Origin of the sequence: Methanosarcina spelaei (assembly GCF_002287235.1) — an archaeon.
Classification (GTDB): Archaea; Halobacteriota; Methanosarcinia; order Methanosarcinales; family Methanosarcinaceae; genus Methanosarcina; species Methanosarcina spelaei.
In genome coordinates this window covers 1-19699 of sequence record NZ_LMVP01000235.1, presented here as the reverse complement: position 1 = coordinate 19699, position 19699 = coordinate 1, and the positions used below count along the sequence as shown (strand labels likewise).

16 protein-coding genes and 2 pseudogenes are annotated in these 19699 nt (G+C 35.2%); 4 read left to right on the top strand and 14 right to left on the bottom strand.

What is annotated here, in order from left to right; all coding sequences use genetic code 11:
* Window positions 1–465 precede the first annotated feature (465 nt).
* Complete coding sequence (locus ASJ81_RS11930) at window positions 466–1653, top strand: argininosuccinate synthase (RefSeq protein WP_095644637.1); 1188 nt, start codon at window positions 466–468, stop codon at window positions 1651–1653.
* 956 nt (window positions 1654–2609) lie between these two features.
* Here the strand turns inward: ASJ81_RS11930 and ASJ81_RS11925 are convergent.
* From ASJ81_RS11925 to ASJ81_RS23300, 10 genes and pseudogenes are all read right to left on the bottom strand, one after another.
* On the bottom strand, window positions 2610–5393 hold the full coding sequence (locus tag ASJ81_RS11925; RefSeq protein WP_170943294.1) for an NB-ARC domain-containing protein: 2784 nt from the start codon (window positions 5391–5393) through the stop codon (window positions 2610–2612).
* A gap of 84 nt (window positions 5394–5477) precedes the next feature.
* Entirely contained in the window at window positions 5478–6152 is a 675-nt protein-coding gene (locus tag ASJ81_RS11920; protein ID WP_141241693.1) for a hypothetical protein, read from the bottom strand.
* Window positions 6153–6644: 492 nt separating this feature from the next.
* Complete coding sequence (locus ASJ81_RS11910; RefSeq protein ID WP_095644633.1) at window positions 6645–7532, bottom strand: hypothetical protein; 888 nt, start codon at window positions 7530–7532, stop codon at window positions 6645–6647.
* Window positions 7533–8809: 1277 nt separating this feature from the next.
* Window positions 8810–9532 carry a flavodoxin family protein gene (locus ASJ81_RS11905; RefSeq protein ID WP_095644632.1) on the bottom strand — a complete coding sequence of 241 codons (723 nt, stop codon included), beginning with the start codon at window positions 9530–9532 and terminating at the stop codon, window positions 8810–8812.
* A 1342-nt stretch (window positions 9533–10874) separates the two neighbouring features.
* A complete protein-coding gene (locus ASJ81_RS11895) occupies window positions 10875–11135 on the bottom strand; it encodes a hypothetical protein (protein WP_095644630.1) in 261 nt (86 codons plus the stop codon).
* Between the two features lie 242 nt (window positions 11136–11377).
* Window positions 11378–11664 (bottom strand): annotated as a pseudogene (locus ASJ81_RS23765) (DDE-type integrase/transposase/recombinase); the annotation flags it as partial.
* A gap of 328 nt (window positions 11665–11992) precedes the next feature.
* Window positions 11993–12817 carry an ABC transporter permease gene (locus tag ASJ81_RS11880; RefSeq protein WP_095644627.1) on the bottom strand — a complete coding sequence of 275 codons (825 nt, stop codon included), beginning with the start codon at window positions 12815–12817 and terminating at the stop codon, window positions 11993–11995.
* Window positions 12817–13752, bottom strand: coding sequence for an ABC transporter ATP-binding protein (locus ASJ81_RS11875; RefSeq protein ID WP_212556071.1), 936 nt, complete (start codon window positions 13750–13752; stop codon window positions 12817–12819). Before ASJ81_RS11875 ends, ASJ81_RS11880 begins: the two co-directional genes overlap by 1 nt.
* Before the next feature lie 328 nt (window positions 13753–14080).
* The gene (locus ASJ81_RS11870; protein WP_212556070.1) at window positions 14081–14701 is read right to left on the bottom strand and encodes a MarR family winged helix-turn-helix transcriptional regulator; all 621 of its coding nucleotides are present in this window, start codon (window positions 14699–14701) and stop codon (window positions 14081–14083) included.
* Window positions 14702–15163: 462 nt separating this feature from the next.
* Window positions 15164–15346, bottom strand: a pseudogene (locus ASJ81_RS23300) (IS630 family transposase); the annotation flags it as partial.
* A 564-nt stretch (window positions 15347–15910) separates the two neighbouring features.
* On the opposite strand from ASJ81_RS23300, the gene ASJ81_RS24435 reads away from it, so the two are divergent.
* The 3 genes from ASJ81_RS24435 to ASJ81_RS11855 all read left to right on the top strand — a co-directional run bounded on the left by ASJ81_RS24435 (window position 15911) and on the right by ASJ81_RS11855 (window position 17689).
* Window positions 15911–16264 carry a PGF-pre-PGF domain-containing protein gene (locus ASJ81_RS24435; RefSeq protein ID WP_338037500.1) on the top strand — a complete coding sequence of 118 codons (354 nt, stop codon included), beginning with the start codon at window positions 15911–15913 and terminating at the stop codon, window positions 16262–16264.
* Window positions 16219–16479: a hypothetical protein gene (locus ASJ81_RS24430; protein WP_338037499.1), complete on the top strand. Its 261-nt coding sequence runs from the start codon at window positions 16219–16221 to the stop codon at window positions 16477–16479. The genes ASJ81_RS24435 and ASJ81_RS24430 overlap by 46 nt, the downstream gene beginning before the upstream one ends.
* Before the next feature lie 886 nt (window positions 16480–17365).
* Window positions 17366–17689, top strand: a complete 324-nt coding sequence (locus ASJ81_RS11855) for a hypothetical protein (protein ID WP_095644626.1) — start codon at window positions 17366–17368, stop codon at window positions 17687–17689.
* Window positions 17690–18091: 402 nt separating this feature from the next.
* On the opposite strand, the gene ASJ81_RS11845 is transcribed toward ASJ81_RS11855, so the two are convergent.
* From ASJ81_RS11845 to ASJ81_RS11830, 4 genes are all read right to left on the bottom strand, one after another.
* Window positions 18092–18451, bottom strand: a complete 360-nt coding sequence (locus ASJ81_RS11845; protein ID WP_095644624.1) for a toxin-antitoxin system TumE family protein — start codon at window positions 18449–18451, stop codon at window positions 18092–18094.
* Window positions 18448–18768, bottom strand: coding sequence for a hypothetical protein (locus ASJ81_RS11840; protein WP_245860104.1), 321 nt, complete (start codon window positions 18766–18768; stop codon window positions 18448–18450). Before ASJ81_RS11840 ends, ASJ81_RS11845 begins: the two co-directional genes overlap by 4 nt.
* Window positions 18769–19227: 459 nt before the next feature.
* Window positions 19228–19452 (bottom strand): type II toxin-antitoxin system HicA family toxin, encoded by a 225-nt coding sequence (locus ASJ81_RS11835; protein WP_095644622.1) that lies wholly within the window; start codon window positions 19450–19452, stop codon window positions 19228–19230.
* Window positions 19452–19634, bottom strand: a complete 183-nt coding sequence (locus ASJ81_RS11830) for a type II toxin-antitoxin system HicB family antitoxin (protein ID WP_095644621.1) — start codon at window positions 19632–19634, stop codon at window positions 19452–19454. The genes ASJ81_RS11835 and ASJ81_RS11830 overlap by 1 nt, the downstream gene beginning before the upstream one ends.
* Window positions 19635–19699 lie beyond the last annotated feature (65 nt).

Sequence of the window (19699 nt, the reverse complement as noted above, 5' to 3'; positions counted from 1 at the left end):
CTGGCTGTCAAATACAGGAATTAAATGCCCTGCTACCAAAATTATTAAACTTATTAACCTTATTTACCCTACTGAATTTACTGATCCGTTAACATGCAAATCTGTAACATGTCACTTATTATTCCAAATCAATCTGTTAGGGAATCAATCTTATTAATTAATTAATCTTATTAACGAATCAGTCCACTTGATGAATCAGTTTATTAATGAATCAGTCCACTTGATGAATCAGTTTATTAACGAATCAATCTATTTAACGAATCAATCTATTTAACGAATCAATCTATTTAACGAACCGTCTATTTAACGAATCAATCTATTTAACGAACCGTCTATTTAACAAACCAGTTTATTAACGAATGAATCCACAATGTATCAATTCATTAGCGTGTCACTGGATTGACATGTCAATCATTTTGATTCTTATCACATCATATATCCATTAAGCAAGGGGTAGTAAAAAGCATGGCAAAGAAAGTTGCACTTGCATATTCAGGAGGGCTTGACACCTCAGTGTGCATTCCCATCCTCAAGGAAAAGTACGGATACGACGAAGTAGTTACAATTTCAGTCGATGTCGGCCAGCCTGAAGAGGAAATCAAGAGGGCAGACGCAAAAGCCAACAAGATCAGCAACAAGCATTACACGATCGATGCAAAGGAAGAATTCGTTAAAGACTACGTCTTCCCCCTGATCAAAGCCAACGGAAGCTATGAAGGCTATGTAATGGGAACCTCAATTGCCCGCCCGTTGATCGCGAAAAAAGTGGTTGAGGCTGCCCAGAAAGAAGGAGCAGTTGCCCTTGCCCACGGCTGCACAGGAAAAGGCAATGACCAGCTCCGTTTCGAAGCCGTTTTCCGCCAGACCGATCTCGACGTTATTGCCCCTATGAGGGAAATGAACCTGACCCGCGAATGGGAAATCGATTACGCAAAAGAGCACGGAATCCCGGTCGAAGTTACAAAGTCCAAGCCCTGGAGCGTTGACGAAAACATCTGGAGCCGCAGCATCGAAGGCGGCAAGCTTGAAGACCCTTCCTTTGTCCCGCCCGAAGAGATCTACGAGTGGACAACCTCGCCTGAAAAAGCCCCTGACCAGCCCAGGATTGTTGACATCGGCTTTGAAGCCGGAGTCCCTGTCTCCCTTGACGGCGAAAAACTCGGCGGCTACGCCCTTGTGAAGAAAATGAATGAAATTGCAGGCGAAAACGGCGTCGGCCGAACCGACATGATTGAAGACCGCGTGCTCGGCTTAAAAGCCCGCGAGAACTACGAGCATCCGGCTGCAACCGTTCTCCTGGCAGCCCACGCCGACCTCGAGAAACTCGTCCTGACCCGCAGCGAACTCAAGTTCAAGAAGATCGTGGACGACCAGTGGTCCGAACTTGCCTATTACGGTCTTGTGGACGAGCCGCTTTATGCCGACCTGAACGCCTTTATCGACAAGTCCCAGGAAAGGGTTACAGGTACGGTGAAAGTGAAGCTCTACAAAGGCGCCCTCACGATCCTTGCCCGCAGCTCACCGAATGCGCTCTATTCCGAGGACCTGGTTTCTTTTGACAGCCAGACCATTGACCAGAAGGATGCAGAAGGGTTTGCGAAGTATCACGGGTTCCAGGCGAGGATGTACAGGAAAGTGATGGATAAGGAGTGAATTTGTAATTTTGTCTGTTTCTTTAAGAGGGACGGACCTCTATTTTTTAGTTGAAGTTTGATTATTTTCTACAGTCATTGTTTTCTTTTTGTTCGTTGTTTATTTTAAGTCAAAATATTTGGGTTTTCTTAATACGTAGGGACATTTTTTAAAATGATTTTTAGACCCCGAGCTCTCACCGGTCGACGAAGGAGACCGGCTTTTTCTAATGGCTGCTTGAAAATTTAAGTGAATGCATAAAAGCAAAGTCTCGGGAAGAATTCGTCAAACACTGTAGATAGAATACCGGACTCATAGACTATTCCTGCGCCAAATTAGATAAACTCTTCAGTAGTAGTTTACAGATTTAGAGCATATACTATAGGGTCCTTAAAAATTGGTCCGCTTTTTAAGGATTAATGAGCTTTATTTTTGAAATTAAATATTGTCTCATTGCTCCCCGAAGTAAAATACATACGCAAATGGTTTTTTGTTATATTTAAAGGAAATATATGCTCTTAATTTCCTATTTACTCACTAATTAATTCGTTTTTAAGGTTAAGTTATGTATAAAAGAAAAATGCTATCGAATGCCGTGATTATAAATAAATAAAGTTTGTTAAAAAATAAAGCTATTATTACATTCAGTTTTTCGTTTTAAAGCTTAATTTTAGTTATTATCTCAAAATTTTGATTTTAGTGGTGTATTTTTGTTTGGGGAACTCTAATTATATGCATATAACCTGAAATAAGCATTTTGAATCCTTAATTGGCACGCTGATTTTAAAGGACCCTAATATACTATATTTGGTTAAGATCTTTGATGGAAATATAAATGGGAAGGAAAACTTCTTCTGGTTGGCGGCCTATTTTTGACTAAATCTCCCAAAATCAGAACTTAGCAAAGTTTGTCATAAGAAAAGTTATTTTTTAAGATATTCTTTGAGAGAGTATATCTTTTCTAAGTACACGAGTTTTCACATAAGAACTTCTGTAGCAACGAGTTTTTTTTGTTTAGACATTGAAGGAATAAATGAAACTTTTTTGCCATCAACTTTGGCTAATTCTTCATCAGTAATCCATTTCATAAATGAAGACTTAAAGAATAGGTAGCTAATATCATTATCTTTAATAACCCCAAATTTCCTAGATACATTATAGAACTTGATGAATCCAGTTTTTCTTTTTGTACTTTCTAATCTCTTCTTAAGACCTTGAAGTTTCTCATATTGATCTGATTTGAGATCACAATTATTTAGACCTCTGTTGATTAGGTATTCAATCTGAGCTTCGTCTTTTCCACCTTCTTTCATATAAAATTTGGCAAGATAATAGCAAACCACACGTAAAATGTTTGGACTTGGGTAATTTTTATAACCCTCTAATTCGATGAGCTCCAAGCATTTTTCCAAATAAGGCTTTCCCTTTTCAAAGCCTTCCTTATAAGTAATTGCAATACCGAGATCTTTATAAATCTCTCTAAATCGGTTCCAAAGATTTCCATCCTTTTTGGAAATTATTATGGCCTTGTATATCTTATCAGAAGCTTGCTTTAATTTCTCAATTTGACCATCTGAATCTCCCCTTATCTGAAAAGATTGAGCCCATCTTCTATAATTTTCAGCCATCGAGTAGAATGCTATAACTTTATGTTTATAATTTGGGTACTTCTCTTCTTTTAGAGCAATCGTGAACTCTACTTCCGCAAGTTCATAACAACCCTTAAACGAATAAGTTCTACCAAGTTCAGTATAAATAGGAAGATGATTTGGGTTTATTTCTTTAGCTTTTGTTAGGAACATTATTGCTTCATTATATTGTTTATTTTTTTGAAGCATTAAACCATAATTAAACCAAGTATGATAACTATCCGAATTATTTTCAACTGCCTTTTTTGATAGTTTCAGCGCATTCGGTATGTGATTTCTGTTAAATTCAAACTTTGAGAACTCTACAAGAACGTATGAGAAATTTGGAGCCATTTTAAGTGCTTCGTTAAAATTTTCTTCAGCTTTTACCATATCCCCAGATCGAATATAGTTTTTCGCAGTTTTTGCATAAATAAAAGCAACTTTCTCTTCCGGTGTCTTGATTCCTAAGGAAAAAAGAGATTGTGAATAATCAGATTTAGCTTTTTCATAATCGTTCAACTTTTCTGATAGATGGTGAAGTCTCGTTATTAACTCCTGCCTTGTTTGATTATTGTCATCCAACCTTATTTCAATAAATCCTCTGGTTAAACTTAGCATAGAGTATTCGGTAATTAAATCTGAATCCGAATTCTCTCTCGTTTCAGGAAATACAAATGAAGTTATAATTAGCTCCCTAATGGCGTCCTCAAATTCTTCATCTGAAATATTCGCGAGATGTTTCAAAACAATTTTCGAAACTGGTTTATCCCCAGAAACTACCATGCTAAACAGAATTCTCTTTGAATTTTTTGACAAGAGTGAAAAGACATCATTAAACGAAAACTTCGCAATTTCGCTGTCTCCAGCCAATATTTCTGAGAAAGCTTCATCAATACTTTTGCCTAAAATTACTTGCCCGATAGACCATTTTATTAACAACGGATAGCATTTCACTTTTTTAACTAGTTTAGCGATGTTTTCATCGCTCAGTTTTACAAGATCTATTTTTTGCCTTTCATTAGCAATTAATCTGAATAATCTAATAGCATCCTTTTCAGCCATATCAAACAATGGATATCTTCTCTCAATTTCTCCCAATCCTTTTCTGCTTGTGATAAGAACCTGGGAAGGCCTGGGAACATCTTTTATAAAATCAATAATGTTATTGTCTGTTATTATTGTTTCTAAGTTGTCAATAATAAGTAAGCATTTGTTTGAAGAAAAAAGACTATATAAGTAATTCGAATAGTATTCTGAAGGTACACCAGCTTTTTTGAACTTATTTACAACATCTGGTTCAATAATTTTTAGTATATCTACTATTAACTTTTCATTATTTTCAATATCAGCTATTATGGGGACAATTCCATCCTCAGTCAGTTTATCCTTCTTTGCGCTAAACCATATTATCGCATCGAAAGGATTATTCAAATCAAACAAAAATGAATATCCAATCTTCAATGCAATTGAAGTTTTTCCTATGCCTCCAGCACCAGTTATAGTAATTATTCGATCTTGTTCGGATGTAATCATTTTTTTTAAGGCTTTAATTTCCTTTTCTCTGCCAACAAATCCACCTACTAGATCATAATCTTCCGATGGTAAATTATTCTGACATTCAAACCTTTCAAAGAAGACGTCTGGTATTTCTGTTATACTTTTATATTCCTCATTTTCAACATATGCTATTATGCTTTTTGCTCTTTCACCTTGACAAAGTAATTTTACATTTTCTATGAGATTAATTAAATCGACGTCACTAAATGTTGATTTTACATGCGCAATTTTTCTCCTATATATATTAAGTTCATCCATTAATTCGATAAAACGATCATTACTCAGGTCTCCTAGAAATGATTTACTTAACTTATAATTATTTTTTTCAGTAATAATATTCTTTAAATGCGAAAAATTAAGGTCTTCTAAAAAATCATCAAGACTGGAAGTTTCAATAACACCCTTATAGTTTTTTAAGTCTTGAATAACTCCCTGTGGAATATGGTTTATCCATTCAGAACCGTAATTTGAGAGAAGTAGCTCTCCTATATAATTTCTCATAGAAAGTTCAAAAGTATTGCAAAGTATGTCATACCCATAGTTACGTTTTGTTTTTAGGTTTGTCTCTGTCATATGAACCATCGGTTTTATTTAAAATCCTACTTACATATTTATTGGCGACCAAATCTAAATCAAAACATTGCTAAGCACTAAAATTTATGCCCATTTTTGTGTAATATATTCAATTTTCTTCTCTATTTGTTGGATTCTCAAGTTAACACATTCAATTCTCTCTTCATTTACAATAAAAATTTTATTAATCTCCAGCTTGGATAATTCATCTTCAAGCCTTAACATTAATTCATTATCTAAATCTCCAAGGCATGAATAGTCAGATTGTGAAAATATATCTTCAATTTTTTTGTAATATGAGAAGTCTTCTACTATTCTTCTTAAAAACTTTTCATCTTCGATTATCGCTTTAAGAATTGAATTATGACTCGGGGGCTTTATTTCAAAATTTTCTACAAACTTTTCGGTTATGTCACAAAAATCAGTGTAATTTTCAATTCTTATACCTGTAGAACTTTTTCCCATAATCATGTTTTTAAACATTTTAGCTAAACGACTGGAGAATGCATAGTTAACATTTGGAGACAGCTTAACTGAGTTTTTATAAAAGATGCCAGCAGTATGTATCGGGTTTTCTGAATCAAACGAGAATCGTAACCCACGCAAAAAGATTTTATAAAAATCTTTTTGGCTCTCTTCGACGTTGTAAAAGTACTTACTCAATATATCAACTATTTCATTTTCGTTTAATTCCTTATACATTAATTCACTAGTTATTGGTTTCACTTTCTCTTTGAGATATATATTTTTTTCATTCATGTTATCATCTAGAGTTAGTGCCATAAAAAATTGAGTATCATATAAAATATCTTAGCATAATATTAAAATCTTTCCTAAATATTAAAAACAGTTTTTTTATATATCTTGCTATATAACTATGAGCTCAGCATATATTGTGACTATTATGTTCAGTTAATACTAGTCGAAACCTATTGAAGCAGCCCTCCCAAAGGAAAAGATCACTTTTGTCAAAAAGGCCCTGCGAAGGGCTCCTTATAAACTCCTTTAAATTCAGAAAATTCGCGGGTTTTCAGTTTTTTAATATTTACAACCGTATTCGGGGAAGATCCCAGTGTCCGCTGGCAGGAGAAATATATTTCAATTGAATTGAATGTGATGAGAAGTTCACTTTCAATCAGAAATTCTCCCCAAAAGGAAAAGATCACTTTTATTAAAAAGGCCCTGCGAAGGGCTCCTTTTAAATTCACAAAATGTCACTGATTTTCGATATCTAATGCATTGATAGAAATATCATAATTTGGCACAGTAATCAAAAATAACACACTTGTTATTGCATTTCTTGTTTTTCATTTTCGAGCATTTGTCAAAGAAGTCAAAGAGTGGTAAGTCGTAATGTAATCCAAAGTATTTGTAAATAATTTTGCTGTTATAAATAACGGAACTATAATCATAATCTAGGCTGGGATTATAGCCAATAGTCTTCATTATCTGTTTTACTTTTGTATCTGGAACGCAACAATATTCTCCACTGATGTCAATTCTGTTTTGACATTTTAGTTCCCTTAATATTAGGGGAACTTTGACTCTAAGAATAGGGTATTTAGCAATCTTATTGCTCTTTCTTTTTACTTCAATCACCAACCTAGGATTATCAAATCTTGGAAAAATATTGTGATCCAGCTTAGGAGGAATCTCGCCTTCTATTATTTTATCAATCTGGAGAGTTTCTTTTAAGAAATTATATTCTCTAGCTACGATGTGTAGCCTTTCAAAAACACCGTATTTGCCACCTTTTATGTATAAATTCCCTCTATCGCTTAAAAAGGTAGATCTGAAGTTATTCATTTCTCGAACAAGGTCATTTTTATCCAAAGATTCTATAAATCTTTGAGAACTCCATTTATCTATATCCAGTAAGTTCTTTTTGTATAATACAGCAACAAGCCCAACTGTATTTTCCCATTTATAATTGGGCATATTCCAAGCAGTTGCCAGGAAAATTAGTGCAATGATGTCTTTTTCCTTGCTGAAATCAAAATTAAAGTTCTCTTCGTCATCTTTGTCAAACCTCAGCGGATACTCTTCAAACCACCCTCTATAGCTATCAGAATTTGGATATGTTTTATTAATAATCAGCTTTGAAATTATCTTTAAATTGTCTTCATTGTTAAATGGCAAAAATTAGTCCTCCGAGAACTTTCACAGAATTCGTAATTGTAAATAATTAGTAACAGTCTGAGATAAATACCTTCTCTATATTTGACCTTTCAATTCTTTACAAACATATTCGGGGAAGATTCCAGTGTCTGCTGGCTGGAAAAATATATTTTAACTGAGTTGAACGTGAAGAAGGGTTCACTTAAATCAGAAACTTCCCTAAAAGGAAAAGATCACTTTTATCAAAAAGGCCCTGCGAAGGGCTCCTTCTAAACTCCATTTAAATCTGAAAAACCTCTATTTTTCACTCTCACTTTGATTTTACAACCTTGTTTGGGGAAGATTCTAGTGTCCGCTGACAGGAGAAATATATTTTAAGTGAATTAAACGTGAAGAAGGGTCCACTTCAATCAGAAAATCCCCACAAAGGAAAAGATTACTTTTATCAAAAGGCCCTGCGAAGGGCTCCTTCTAAACTTTTTGGAATCTTCAAAGTTCACGAGCTTTCGATTTCACTTTGATTTTACAAACGTGTTTGGGGGAAGATTCCAGTGTCCGCCGGCCGGAGAAATATATTTTGAGTGAATTAAAAGTTAAGAGGAGTTCACTTTAATCAAAAAATCTCCCCTCAAAAGGGAAAGATCACTTTTAGCAAAAAGGCCCTGCGAAGGGCTCCTTCTAAACTCCTTTAAATCCAGAAAACTCGCGGTTTTTCAATCTCACTTTAATTTTTCAACCATGTTTGGGGAAGATTGAGCAGTCCGCCGGCCGGAGAAATATATTTTAACTGAATTGAATGTGATGAGAAGTTCACTTTCAATCAGAAATTCTCCCCAAAAGGAAAAGATCACTTTTATTAAAAAGGCCCTGCGAAGGGCTCCTTATAAACTCCTTTGGAATCTGTAAATAATCGTGGGTTTTTAGTCCTCTTTTCTTTAACAAACGTGTTTGGGGAAGATTCCAGCAGTCCGCCGGCCGAAGAAATATATTAAAACTGAAATGAACGTGAAGAGAATTTCACTTTCAATCACAAAATCCCCAAAAAGGAAAAGATCACTTTTATCAAAAAGGCCCTGCGTAGAGCTTCTTCCAAACTTTTTTTAATTTGGAAAACTCGTGGGTTTTCAATTTCAATTATCTCACAACCATATTGGGGGGATTGAAGTAAACTGCCGGCAGAAAAAATATATTTCAAATGAATTGTGCATGCAAAGAAAAATTATATTATGAACATAAAAATTTATTTTCAGTCCACTAGCTTCAAAAAATTAAAAACATGGAGAAATAAATTGTGTTAATCACTTCTCCACTTCATCCAGACACTGTTGAAAATACTGATTTACTATCTGAATATACATATCTTTTGGAAGAAGTTCACGACTTACAATATCAAGGGTTTCCTGTGATATTTTTTGTTCCTTTGCGAGCTGGCGGCCTGCTTCTTTTGCTGCCTCAAAAATATCACCTATCGGCGCGCCCATTTCTAGCATCCCAGCTATTGCTTCACCGTGAGGGCGCAAAAGTGCCCCTGAAAATTCAGCGGATAAATTTTTGCAAATAGCTTTCATATGTACAATTAAGGGATCAAAATTGTCCTTCTCCCAGAAGCCACAGTTGGAAACAAGTACAAGCTTGCGGGCTTTTGCTTCTCCACGTCCAGGATGCCTGCAGTGATCATCTCGTAGCTCGAAGAATGGCTGTACGAGAGGAATAATACGGTCCATCAGGTTCTTCATCGGACCTGTGACTCCATCTACATAAACCGGCGTAGCAAATACTATAACGTCAGCCGCATCGATCCTTGGATATAATAAGTTCATATCGTCATTATGCAGACATTTTCCTGGCGTTTTTAGCCAGCAGTTGAACTCTCCTGTGCACGGATGAATATTAAGTTTCCTTGTATAGAATAGTTCTACGTCTGCTCCTTCTTCTTTCATTCCTTCAAGAAAGGGATTTAATATCAAAGCCGTGTTGCCTTTATCCATCCTTGGACTAGAATTTATTGCCAGAACTTTCATGTATGATTCTCTCCAATATATCTCAACCACTTTTAGCAAAGAACAGTCAATGTTTCATCGCGTCAAAAAGCAGTCTTATTACGCTTATTTTTTATAGATTACATTTTCGGACTTTACAAAAATAAAAAAGCTCCACTAAAAAAATGTACAGTAGATCAGAAATTGCATACTTGCATAAAAATGTATTTGAGAAATTATCACACGATATATGGAGGTAAAGAGGGATCTTATTTTTTCGCTGTTTATGGGTGAAAGGACTTGATACTGGATATATTCCGTGAAAATAAAATATTTGAAAAACATCGCTTGAATCAAAAATTCCTCCAAAGGAAAAGAGTGCTTAATCTAAAGAAGCCCTGCAAAGCGCCCCTTCTAAAGCTGCAGAAATAGCGGTTTTTCAATTTCGCTTTTCTTAACTTTATCTTAACAAACGTATTCGAGGGAAACTCAAGCAGACCGCCTGTCCGTCGGCAGGAGAAATATATTAAAACTGAAATGAACGTGAAGAAAGGTTCACTTCAATCACAAAATCCCCACAAAGGAAAAGATTACTTTTATCAAAAAGGCCCTGCGAAGGGCTCCTTAGAAACTCTTTTAAATTCAGAAAACTCACAGGTTTTCAGTTTTTCAATATCTACAAATGTACTCGGGGTAGATTCCCGCAGTCCGCCGGCCGGAGAAATATATTAAAACTGAGTTGAACGTGAAGAAGGGTCCACTTCAATCACAAAATCCCCAAAAAGGAAAAGATCACTTTGAGCAAAAAGGCCCTGCGAAGGGCTCCTTATAAACTTCATTTGAATCTACAAAAATCCGGTTTTCAACTCTCTTTCCTTAACAAACGTATTTGGGGAAGATTGAGCAGTCAGCTGGCAGGAGAAATATATTAAAACTGAGTTGAACGTGAAGAAGGGTTCACTTAAATCAGAATAATCCCCAAAAGGAAAAGATCACTTTTAGCAAAAAGGCCCTGCGAAGGGCTCCTTATAAATCTGGTTCTTTTAACTCTGAAAAACCTCTATTTTTCACTCTCACTTTGATTTTACAACCTTGTTCGGGGAAGATTCTAGTGTCCGCTGACAGGAGAAATATATTTTAAGTGAATTAAACGTGAAGAAGGGTCCACTTCAATCAGAAAATCCCTACAAAGGAAAAGAACACTTTTGTCAAAAAGGCCCTATAAAGGGCTCCATATAAATCTGCAAAAATCACAGTTTTTCAATTTATCTGGTCTCTTCAAAAGAATTCGGGGAAGATTTCAGCAGACCGCCAGCAGGAAAAAAATTTTCGAGCTAACCAAAAGCCGGTTTACTTTGAACCTCAAGGTATCACAGATTTTTTTTTACAATAGGAAGTCAAGTGATTCTCCTTTATATACTTCGTAATCCTTTTTCCCCTTAATCCAATGGTAAATAATGTGCAAAGTTTCTAGTGTCAACAGTGCTAAAGCCATATAAATAAGTAAGTTCTCCCATTTACCACGTCGAGTTAAAACAGCGATGTTTTCATTCTTTTTTCTAAGCTTCCAACCATCAAGAACTTTGTATTCTATTTCTTGCTGCAATTTGTCTTTTGGAACGCGCATTACAATAACATTTGCCATGAATTCCATTCCTTTTCTTGAATTAAAACAATAGGATAGGTTAGTAACATTTATTGTGGAATGCTTGAAAATAGGGTTCCGTTACAAAAATAATATTTCTGCAATTTGAGATTATAATTTTCACCTTCATGTGTCATTTTCTTTCTAATTAAAACGATTAACTTTCCTATTTGTGATATTTTCCACTTGTTTTGAAAAATAGCCAGATTTTTTGCAACAGAGCTATTTTTTACAACGGAACCGTCAACTGCTCTGTAAAGATAATTCCATTTACCTTTTACTATTATATAAGTTTCATCAACTCTCCATGAATCATTCATTGGTCTTAAATGCCTTCTTATCTTCTTTTCTATTTAAGGAGAATATTGATGTACCCATCTCATGAGTGTTGTATGGTCGACTTTTATTCTCATTTCTGTCATCATTTCCTTCAAATTTTAATAGCTTAATGCATACTTTAAAGTACAATCTTACGTTTAATAAGAATCTCTCCCTCATAATGCTTCCATTTAAAGGAATTTACTGGCATATCATATACTCTTAAATTTCTACTTATTTCAATGAATCCATTTCATAATTTTTGCAACGGAACCTTTCCGACACTGTCAGTCTGTCATTTTTCTGAGCACGGCCATTCCAAAGTGTATGGTAATAGGCAGTTATGACCGACAACCGCCACATCAATACAAAAAATAGTAAGAAAAGCATATATACTATTTTTAGTGTCTAATGATGTCGGTTTTAAGCCTAGGAAAGTAACAATAAAAAAATGAGTTTAGTAAAATTTAGAATATTATTCTTCTTTTCTGACCTTACAAATTACATCCAGAATGCCATTCTTACATTCAAGTTTTGTTTTACTGAGATCTTTTATATATTTCAACTTTTGAAAAATCAGCGTTATTAAATTGTGAAACACAAAGGATGAAGAAAATAATGCAGATTGCTAAGATAATTAATAATCCGATATAGGGCATAATTATAAAACCGTGTATATCAAATGCGACTCCCGCTTTCACAAGTTCAGCTGAAGATAAACCTTCCATCTTTAACGTGATATACCTAAAAATGGATGTAGTATAGGTTAAGGGATTAATATATACAATTGGACGTAAAAAACTCGGCATTACCGTGGTAGGAATATATGCACCCGAGAGAAAAGTCAAAGGCATTGCAACTATACTTATCATAATTTGGAAAGTCGTTGAACTTTTTGTCAGAGTTGCTAGATATAATCCTATAGAGCTGAAGGTAATGCCTACCAGAATCATTACTCCAAGCATTTCCATAAAATGGAGTAAATCTATATTCAATCCCATGAACAATCCTATTATTATTATTATCAGTCCTTGGAGCAAAGCTACAACAGAGGATGAAAAAATTTGTCCGATAGATATTTCCCATCTGGAAATCGGAGAAACAAGAATCTCTTTCATAAATCCACTGGATATATCTTCAAGGATGTTCATTGAATTGTTCAATGCAGACTGGAATACAGTCATGATGATAATACCTGAAATAAGGTAATTCATTGGCTGTTCTAGGCCTATGGCTGTAGACTTCATTACAAAAGAAAATATGAACAGAAAGATAACTGACATAAATATTGTAAAGAAAAGTCTCATCTTATCTCTTGTAAAATTCGTTAAATTCCTGACTAAAATTGCTTTTATCGCACGCATTATCCCCGAATCTCCTTTCCCGTAATAACCAAAAATACATCATTCAACGTTCCTTTATTGATTTCTACGTCCAATATGGAGGCTTTAAATTTAGAAATTATTTCCAATGACTCATTTAATTCTGATGAATATACTGTAAACAGATCATCCTCGAATTTATATTTGGCAGAATAATCCTTTAGATGTTGTGCTAATCTCTCATTTTCACAAGTTTTAATTTTTAGTACAGTTGAAGTATATTGCTTTTTGAGATTATAGGGAGTATCAAAGGCCACTATTTTTCCGTGGTCTATAATTGCTACCTTGCTGCATATTTCAGCCTCATCCATATAATGAGTCGTAAGGAAAATGGTAATATTCTTCTGTTTTTGAAGCTTATTGATATAATCCCAGATGTTTACTCTGGTTTGAGGGTCAAGACCAGTAGTTGGCTCGTCCAAGAATAGAACTTTTGGATAATGCACTAATCCTCTTGCAATTTCCACTCTTCTTTTCATACCACCTGAAAGACTATTCACAGGGGCTTTTCTCCATTTCTGAAGGTCTACAAGCTCAAGTACAAAAGCTATTCTCTCCCTGACCTCATTTTTGGGTACGTTGTAGAAATCGCAGTGAAGCTTCAAATTTTCCTCAACCGTTAATTTGCCATCAAGAGTGGATTCCTGGAACACGATTCCGATATCATTTCTTACTTCTGATTTTTGTTCAGTTACATCGTGTCCATTAATTTTTAGGTTTCCTTCGGTTTTATCAACAATTGTGCAGAGGGTATTTATGGTTGTACTTTTTCCTGCTCCGTTAGGGCCAAGAAAGCCAAAAACCGTTCCTTTTTCTACATTAAAGGAAATATTATCTACAGCTACAAAACTGTCATACCTTTTTGTAAAATTTTTTACTTCTATAATATTAGATATAAATATGCCCCCTTCCTTCAATTAGGGTCTACAAAACGCTATCTATCATAAATCTAATCTTCAGAATAACCATGTTTCAATTTTAGTTCAGATCGTATAGACTGTTCGGATAAGAAACCTGTTAACCTAAAATGGCTACTTTACTTTTTACGCATTTTTATTTATTTAAAAAACTCATATAAAATATATTAAAAATAATATATTTTTATAGGTCGTATACTAGCCGATGACAAATATGTCTTTCTTTAAAACGTTGATCTCTGTCCATCTACTGTATAAAGTCTCTTTTTTGTAAAAATTTTTAAGAAAAAAAATTATTTGTGAAAGTTAAAATATTATTTGTTAGGTTTTAACTAAAATAACTAAAGGCACAATTAACGCCCCTCTTTTCTATCGCCATTATCTTCCCTGCCACCCACCCATGAGGAAATCTGCCTATAAATAAACCAGAGAAATCGTCTTGCTTTCCTTGGAGATAATGTTCCATAAACCTCTCCATCATCTGCTTGCGCAAATCATTATCATCACCCGGTAATTGATCTTCAAGGCATTCAATTATGCGCTGCAAATATTCAGAGAGTTTAGCAAGTTCTTCATCACTTAGACAGTTAAACATTTTATCCAGATCAAGCGGCATGTCATCCATCTCGCCGGCAACGGCGGCACTCTCTTCGGTGAGTTTTATATTGAAGCTGCGACGATCTTCCTCTATCGGTTCACGCTTGATATAGCCTTTCTTTTCCAGTTTATTAAGGAGTTCCGCCAAACCTTGCTTGCTCATATCCAGCAGGTAAGTTAATTCCTTCTGGCTTATTTCCGGCTTCAACTTTAGAATAGAGAGCATACGCCCTTGTCCTCTGTGCGGGTTGCCCAACGGTCCAAATTCCATGAAATGTTGCGTATGGTAGCGATGCAGCAATCCTTGCAAGCGTATAAACTGTTCTAATATCTCATTTTTTATTTCACTCATAGAAATCTTTCCTTTTTATTTAGTAGAACTTTTCAAGGCAATATTATCCAGTGCTTGATAGTAAAGTACTTGATAGTAAAGTGCTTGATAGTATGGTACTTGACTATACTATTTAATTCTTTCTCATGGATACTGTGTAGGGGTCCTTGCAAAAAATCCTATAAAATTTGAGTAAAACTTAGTTTCACAGCATAAAACATGAGAAGAGGAATATTTCTCAGATAAGCTTTCTCCAAACTTCCTAACAATGCTTTATTATTTAAACGAAGGTATCATTTTCCCTGTTTTCAAAAAATTACATTAGGCAACTTAGATACTCAACCTTCTAAAAGAACTTGGTGTTCTTATCAGATTATGTTTTTCTATCTTAAAAGATGTAACCTCAAAAACATCCAAATTTTAGAAAAACATTTGATTTGAATATTATTACAACTATATTAAAATCATATTATAGTTCCTTACTCACCAAACTACACTTTTTATTTGCGGATTGAACATTTCCGTCCATTTCTTTGCAAACGATAATGACTTTTCCACTTTCACAAATTCATTTTTAATAATGTTTCTTAGATGTTCTTTAGATTGAATGAATCTGACAGATACTTCTCTTTTAATTGTTTTCCACACAAATTATACAGGATTTAGAAAAGTAAAAATATTACTATTCAGGTACCCTAAAATGAGTCAACTAACTCTGATTTTGGTCATAGGGATCTGTCTAATAAGGGATTCATAGCAAAACTATGGCATCATTTTGCTTCAGTATACAAAATAGACTGAAATATATTGTAACCTGCTTTCGGCAGGTCGACATTATATATTAGAATATTTTTCATGATATCGTTTTAGATATTAACTCACTTATTCATAAGTTTGAAGCTGGTTAACTTGTGGCTTAACTCTCACGACATATATAAACACTGAATCGTTTTTTCGTTAAAGTTTGGTATGAGAGATTAATAGCTGGTCATATGTAAACCTTATAACTCCACACAATTATGGGGCATTATTTCAAAATCGCCGTCAGCAAAAATTATTAAAAATTAAGTGTCGACCTGCCGAATATAGGATGTATGATCTCTCCTCACAAAAGGAAACTCAGATTACTGCAAATAACTCAGATGATCGTTATCCCGTAATCTATAATGATAAGATAGTATGGACAGTATGGACAAATGATCAAGATGGCTATCTAGAGCGACCTGCGTAGTGTATGTGGGTTTTGACGCTAAGAAGACCGTTGGTAAGATCACAACCGTTGTCGAACAGTTAAAAAACAAATCTACTCTTTTTTCCAACCTAACTGAAGGAAAGGTCTACAAATACTTCATTGTGTGGGTAGGAAACAGCGAGTTTGCAAGTTCAGATAATATAGAAAATTCTACTATCTGTTTCAAGATTGAAAAGTCTTGGTTACAGGACAAAAGTATAGATCAGGATTCGGTCACACTGAACAGGTACATTAACAAAAAATGGGGACAGCTACCAGTAAAGTTATTAAAAGAAGATAGTAAATTTTGTACTTTACAGCTGACGTTCCAGGATATTCTTTCTTTGCAGTAACAGAAAATTCGTATTCTTTTCCGGCAGAAACCTTAACTGTAACATATCCTGAAAACGATTCCGACAGCTCTAGAGATATCACAGAAATTACAGGATTAGAAGTTGATTATAAGATAGACAAGGAAAATGAAGACACAATTGTGCCCGGCTTTGAAATAATTTATGGAATAGCCTGCATGTTTGGAGTGTCCGTATACAGAAGAAAATATAGTTGAGTTGATTACAAAAGAAGTTCACTTTCAATCAGAAAACCCTCCCCAAAGGGATAGATCACTTCAAGTAAAAAAGGCCCTGCGTAGGGCTCTTTACAAAATCTTTTAAATTTAGAAAACTCGCGGGTTTTCAATCTCACTTTAATTTTACAACCATGTTTGGGGAAGATTGAGCAGTCCGCCGGCCTGAGAAATATATTAAAACTGAAATGAACGTGAAGAAAAATATCACTTCAATCAGAAATTACTCCCCAAAAAGGTAAAGATCACTTTTAGCAAAAAGGCCCTGCGAAGGGCTCCTTATAAACTCTATTAAATTCAGAAAACTCACAGGTTTTCAGTTTTTCAATATCTACAAACGTATTCGGGGAAGATTTTCTAGTGTCCGCTGGCTGGAGAAATATATTTTAACTGAATTGAACGTGGAGAAAGGCTCACCGCAATAAAAAATTTCTCCCACAAAGGAAAAGATCACTTTTAGCAAAAAGGACCTGCGAAGGGCACCTTATATCAACCGCAATAAAAAATTTCTCCCACAAAGGAAAAGATCACTTTTAGCAAAAATGCCCTGCGAAGGGCCCCTTATATCCCCTCTTTTGGAATCTTCAAAGTTCACAAGCTTTCGATTTCATTTTGATTTTACAAACGTTTTCGGGGAAGATTCTAGTAGACCTCCGGCCGGAAAAATATATTTTAAGTGAATTAAAAGTTAAGAGAAGCTTACTTAAATTGGGAAGTTCTCCCCCAAAGGAAAAGATCACTTTTAGCAAAAAGGTCCTGCGTAGGGCTCCTTATAAATATGCAATTTAACTGAATTAATAGTCTCCTAAGGTTTCAAGTTCATATATTTTATAGCGATGTTTTTATTCAAGGAAAGAGAATTAAGAGTATGGACTTCACAGGGACATGGAACATTTATGAGATGGAATTATGGGATGATGACTATCTTAATATGGAAGTTCAGGCTTGCATTGTGATAGAGCCAGACAATATGGGACATTTTCAATTTGGTTTAGTTTATGGTGATATAGACGGAAAGATCGTTGATTATGTTGATGGTAAAAGGTTTGAGTTCACTTGGGAAGGAAATGAAGAATGCGACCATGTCTTTGGTAGTGGTTGGGTCAAAATAAAAGAAAAAGACTTACTGGAAGGAGAGTTCAGGTTTCATCTCGGAGACAGTTCTACATTTCTAGCACGGAGAGCAAAGTAATAAAATCAAGTTTTTCAGCTATCTTTTGTAACAAACGTATTCAGGGAAGATTCAAGCAGACAGCCGGCCTGAGAAATATATTAAAACTGAATTGGAAATGAAGAAAAGTTCACTTAAATTGGAAAGTTCTCCCCAAAAGGGAAAGATAACTTTTAGCAAAAAGGCCCTGCGAAGGGCTCCTTATAAACTCTTTGGAATCTTCAAAATTCACGAGCTTTTGATTTCCCTTTGATTTTACAAACGTGTTTGGGGAAGATTCCAGTATCAGCCGGCAGGAAAAATATATTTTAACTGAATTGGTAAAATGAGTGAAGCTGCCCATAAAGACTATCAAAAGAAGATAAATCAGACCTGAACCTTTCTAAATGGATTTCTGACGTACGTTAATGAAAGTAATGAGAATCAGGGATTTGAACTCAGCAGTTTCTTCACCTCACGGAGAATGTCTTCTATAAATACTTCGGGAGATTCTTTGGGTTCTGCTTCAGTTCCATAATGGACATGATATGGGAATGTTTTTAGGTCTTTCCAGTGTGGAGAATTATCCCAACGCTTAATCATTGCATCCCCTTTTTGCAGGTGGTAGGAATATCGTCTGAAATCGGGGCCCACACTCTCGTTAATCTGCAATATGTAGCCATCTTTTAGAGTTGCTCTTGCTTGTAAAGCCTGGACAGGAGGTTCAACTATTGCTTTGAGAACTTTTAATTCAAGTACAATCTCACTGGATGAAAGAGCAGCAACGGTTCTGCTTATTGTCATAAGAACTTTTCCCAATATCGTGATGCTGTGACATAGCTTTCCCAGATTATGAAATCATCCCACTCTTCAAAGTCTTCTTCTCCTACTCTCGATTGGATTCTTTTTTCAAAAGCAGAAAAGTCCGTATCGTACTTCTTCTCCATTTCAGCTACCTTTTTACCATAGTAATCTATCTTTTGTTCAGCCTGGTCATGCACAAGTCGCTTTAATGCCTCTTGTTCGTCTTTATAAAGGCCTACTTTCACCATGTCACTTATAGGTTCAAAGGTTTTTCGAGGAATTTTTACGTATTCGATGGCTTCTCCCAATAGTATCACCTAACTAGCATTTTGTTTCTTCAATCTTAAATGTATTTGTATACTCATAGAATCTATCTTTTCCACTATATTTGCAAAAATTGTTTTGAGAAATTAAAGCAGACCCTCAGCAGGAAAAATATGTTAAAACTGAAGTGAACTTGAAGAAAAATGTCACTTCAATTAGGAATGTCACTTCAATCAGAAATATCTCCCCACAAGGGAAAGATCGCTTTTAGCAAAAAGGCCCTGCGAAGGGCTCCTTATAAACTTCATTTGAGTCTACAAAAATCTGGTTTTCAACTCTCTTTCCTTAACAAATGTATTCGGGGAAGATTTCAGCAGATCGCCGGCTGGAAAAATATATTATAACTGAATTAAAACAAGAATGAGTTGTTTTTTTGTATTTAAGACCTCTATTCTGATATATCTACTAATATTAGAACACACACGAAAACAAGTGGTTGAACTCATAAAATTTTACTTCAAAAGAACTTCGAATTCTTCCACTGTCAGTCCTGAAGCTTTTACCAAATTTCTTAAAAGGCCCGGTTTCAGTTCTTTGTGCTTCGGAACAGTCAGCGTAACTTTTGAGCCTTCTTTTCTCAGGACAACATGACTTCCCACCTGCCGGGGAGGGAGCCAAACAGCTTTAGAAAAAGCCTTAATTGCCTGCATTCCGGAAATTACAGGAAGCCCGGACATTAAGCAACCACGTCAACCACTCTGCAGGAAGGTTTCCCAATACATTCCTGTAGTTCGTCTTCTGCCAGAGATTCCAAACAAGCCTGAATCGCTTCTTTTATATTTTCAATAGCTTCTTCTATCGTATCTCCCTGCGAAAAACAGCCTGTTAGGGCAGGGCAACTGGCAATAAATCCTCCCACTTCTTCATCTTGTCAAGGCCGGTGAATAATTCCTCATTTTAGCCGGATTAAAATTCCTCAATACC

Coding starts and splice junctions, on each gene's coding strand:
- ASJ81_RS11930 (WP_095644637.1), top strand. CDS start 466: ATGGCAAAGAAAGTTGCACTTGCATATTCAGGAGGGCTTGACACCTCA.
- ASJ81_RS11925 (WP_170943294.1), bottom strand. CDS start 5,393: ATGACAGAGACAAACCTAAAAACAAAACGTAACTATGGGTATGACATA.
- ASJ81_RS11920 (WP_141241693.1), bottom strand. CDS start 6,152: ATGAATGAAAAAAATATATATCTCAAAGAGAAAGTGAAACCAATAACT.
- ASJ81_RS11905 (WP_095644632.1), bottom strand. CDS start 9,532: ATGAAAGTTCTGGCAATAAATTCTAGTCCAAGGATGGATAAAGGCAAC.
- ASJ81_RS11895 (WP_095644630.1), bottom strand. CDS start 11,135: ATGGCAAATGTTATTGTAATGCGCGTTCCAAAAGACAAATTGCAGCAA.
- ASJ81_RS11880 (WP_095644627.1), bottom strand. CDS start 12,817: ATGCGTGCGATAAAAGCAATTTTAGTCAGGAATTTAACGAATTTTACA.
- ASJ81_RS11870 (WP_212556070.1), bottom strand. CDS start 14,701: ATGAGTGAAATAAAAAATGAGATATTAGAACAGTTTATACGCTTGCAA.
- ASJ81_RS11855 (WP_095644626.1), top strand. CDS start 17,366: ATGGACTTCACAGGGACATGGAACATTTATGAGATGGAATTATGGGAT.
- ASJ81_RS11845 (WP_095644624.1), bottom strand. CDS start 18,451: ATGACAATAAGCAGAACCGTTGCTGCTCTTTCATCCAGTGAGATTGTA.
- ASJ81_RS11835 (WP_095644622.1), bottom strand. CDS start 19,452: ATGTCCGGGCTTCCTGTAATTTCCGGAATGCAGGCAATTAAGGCTTTT.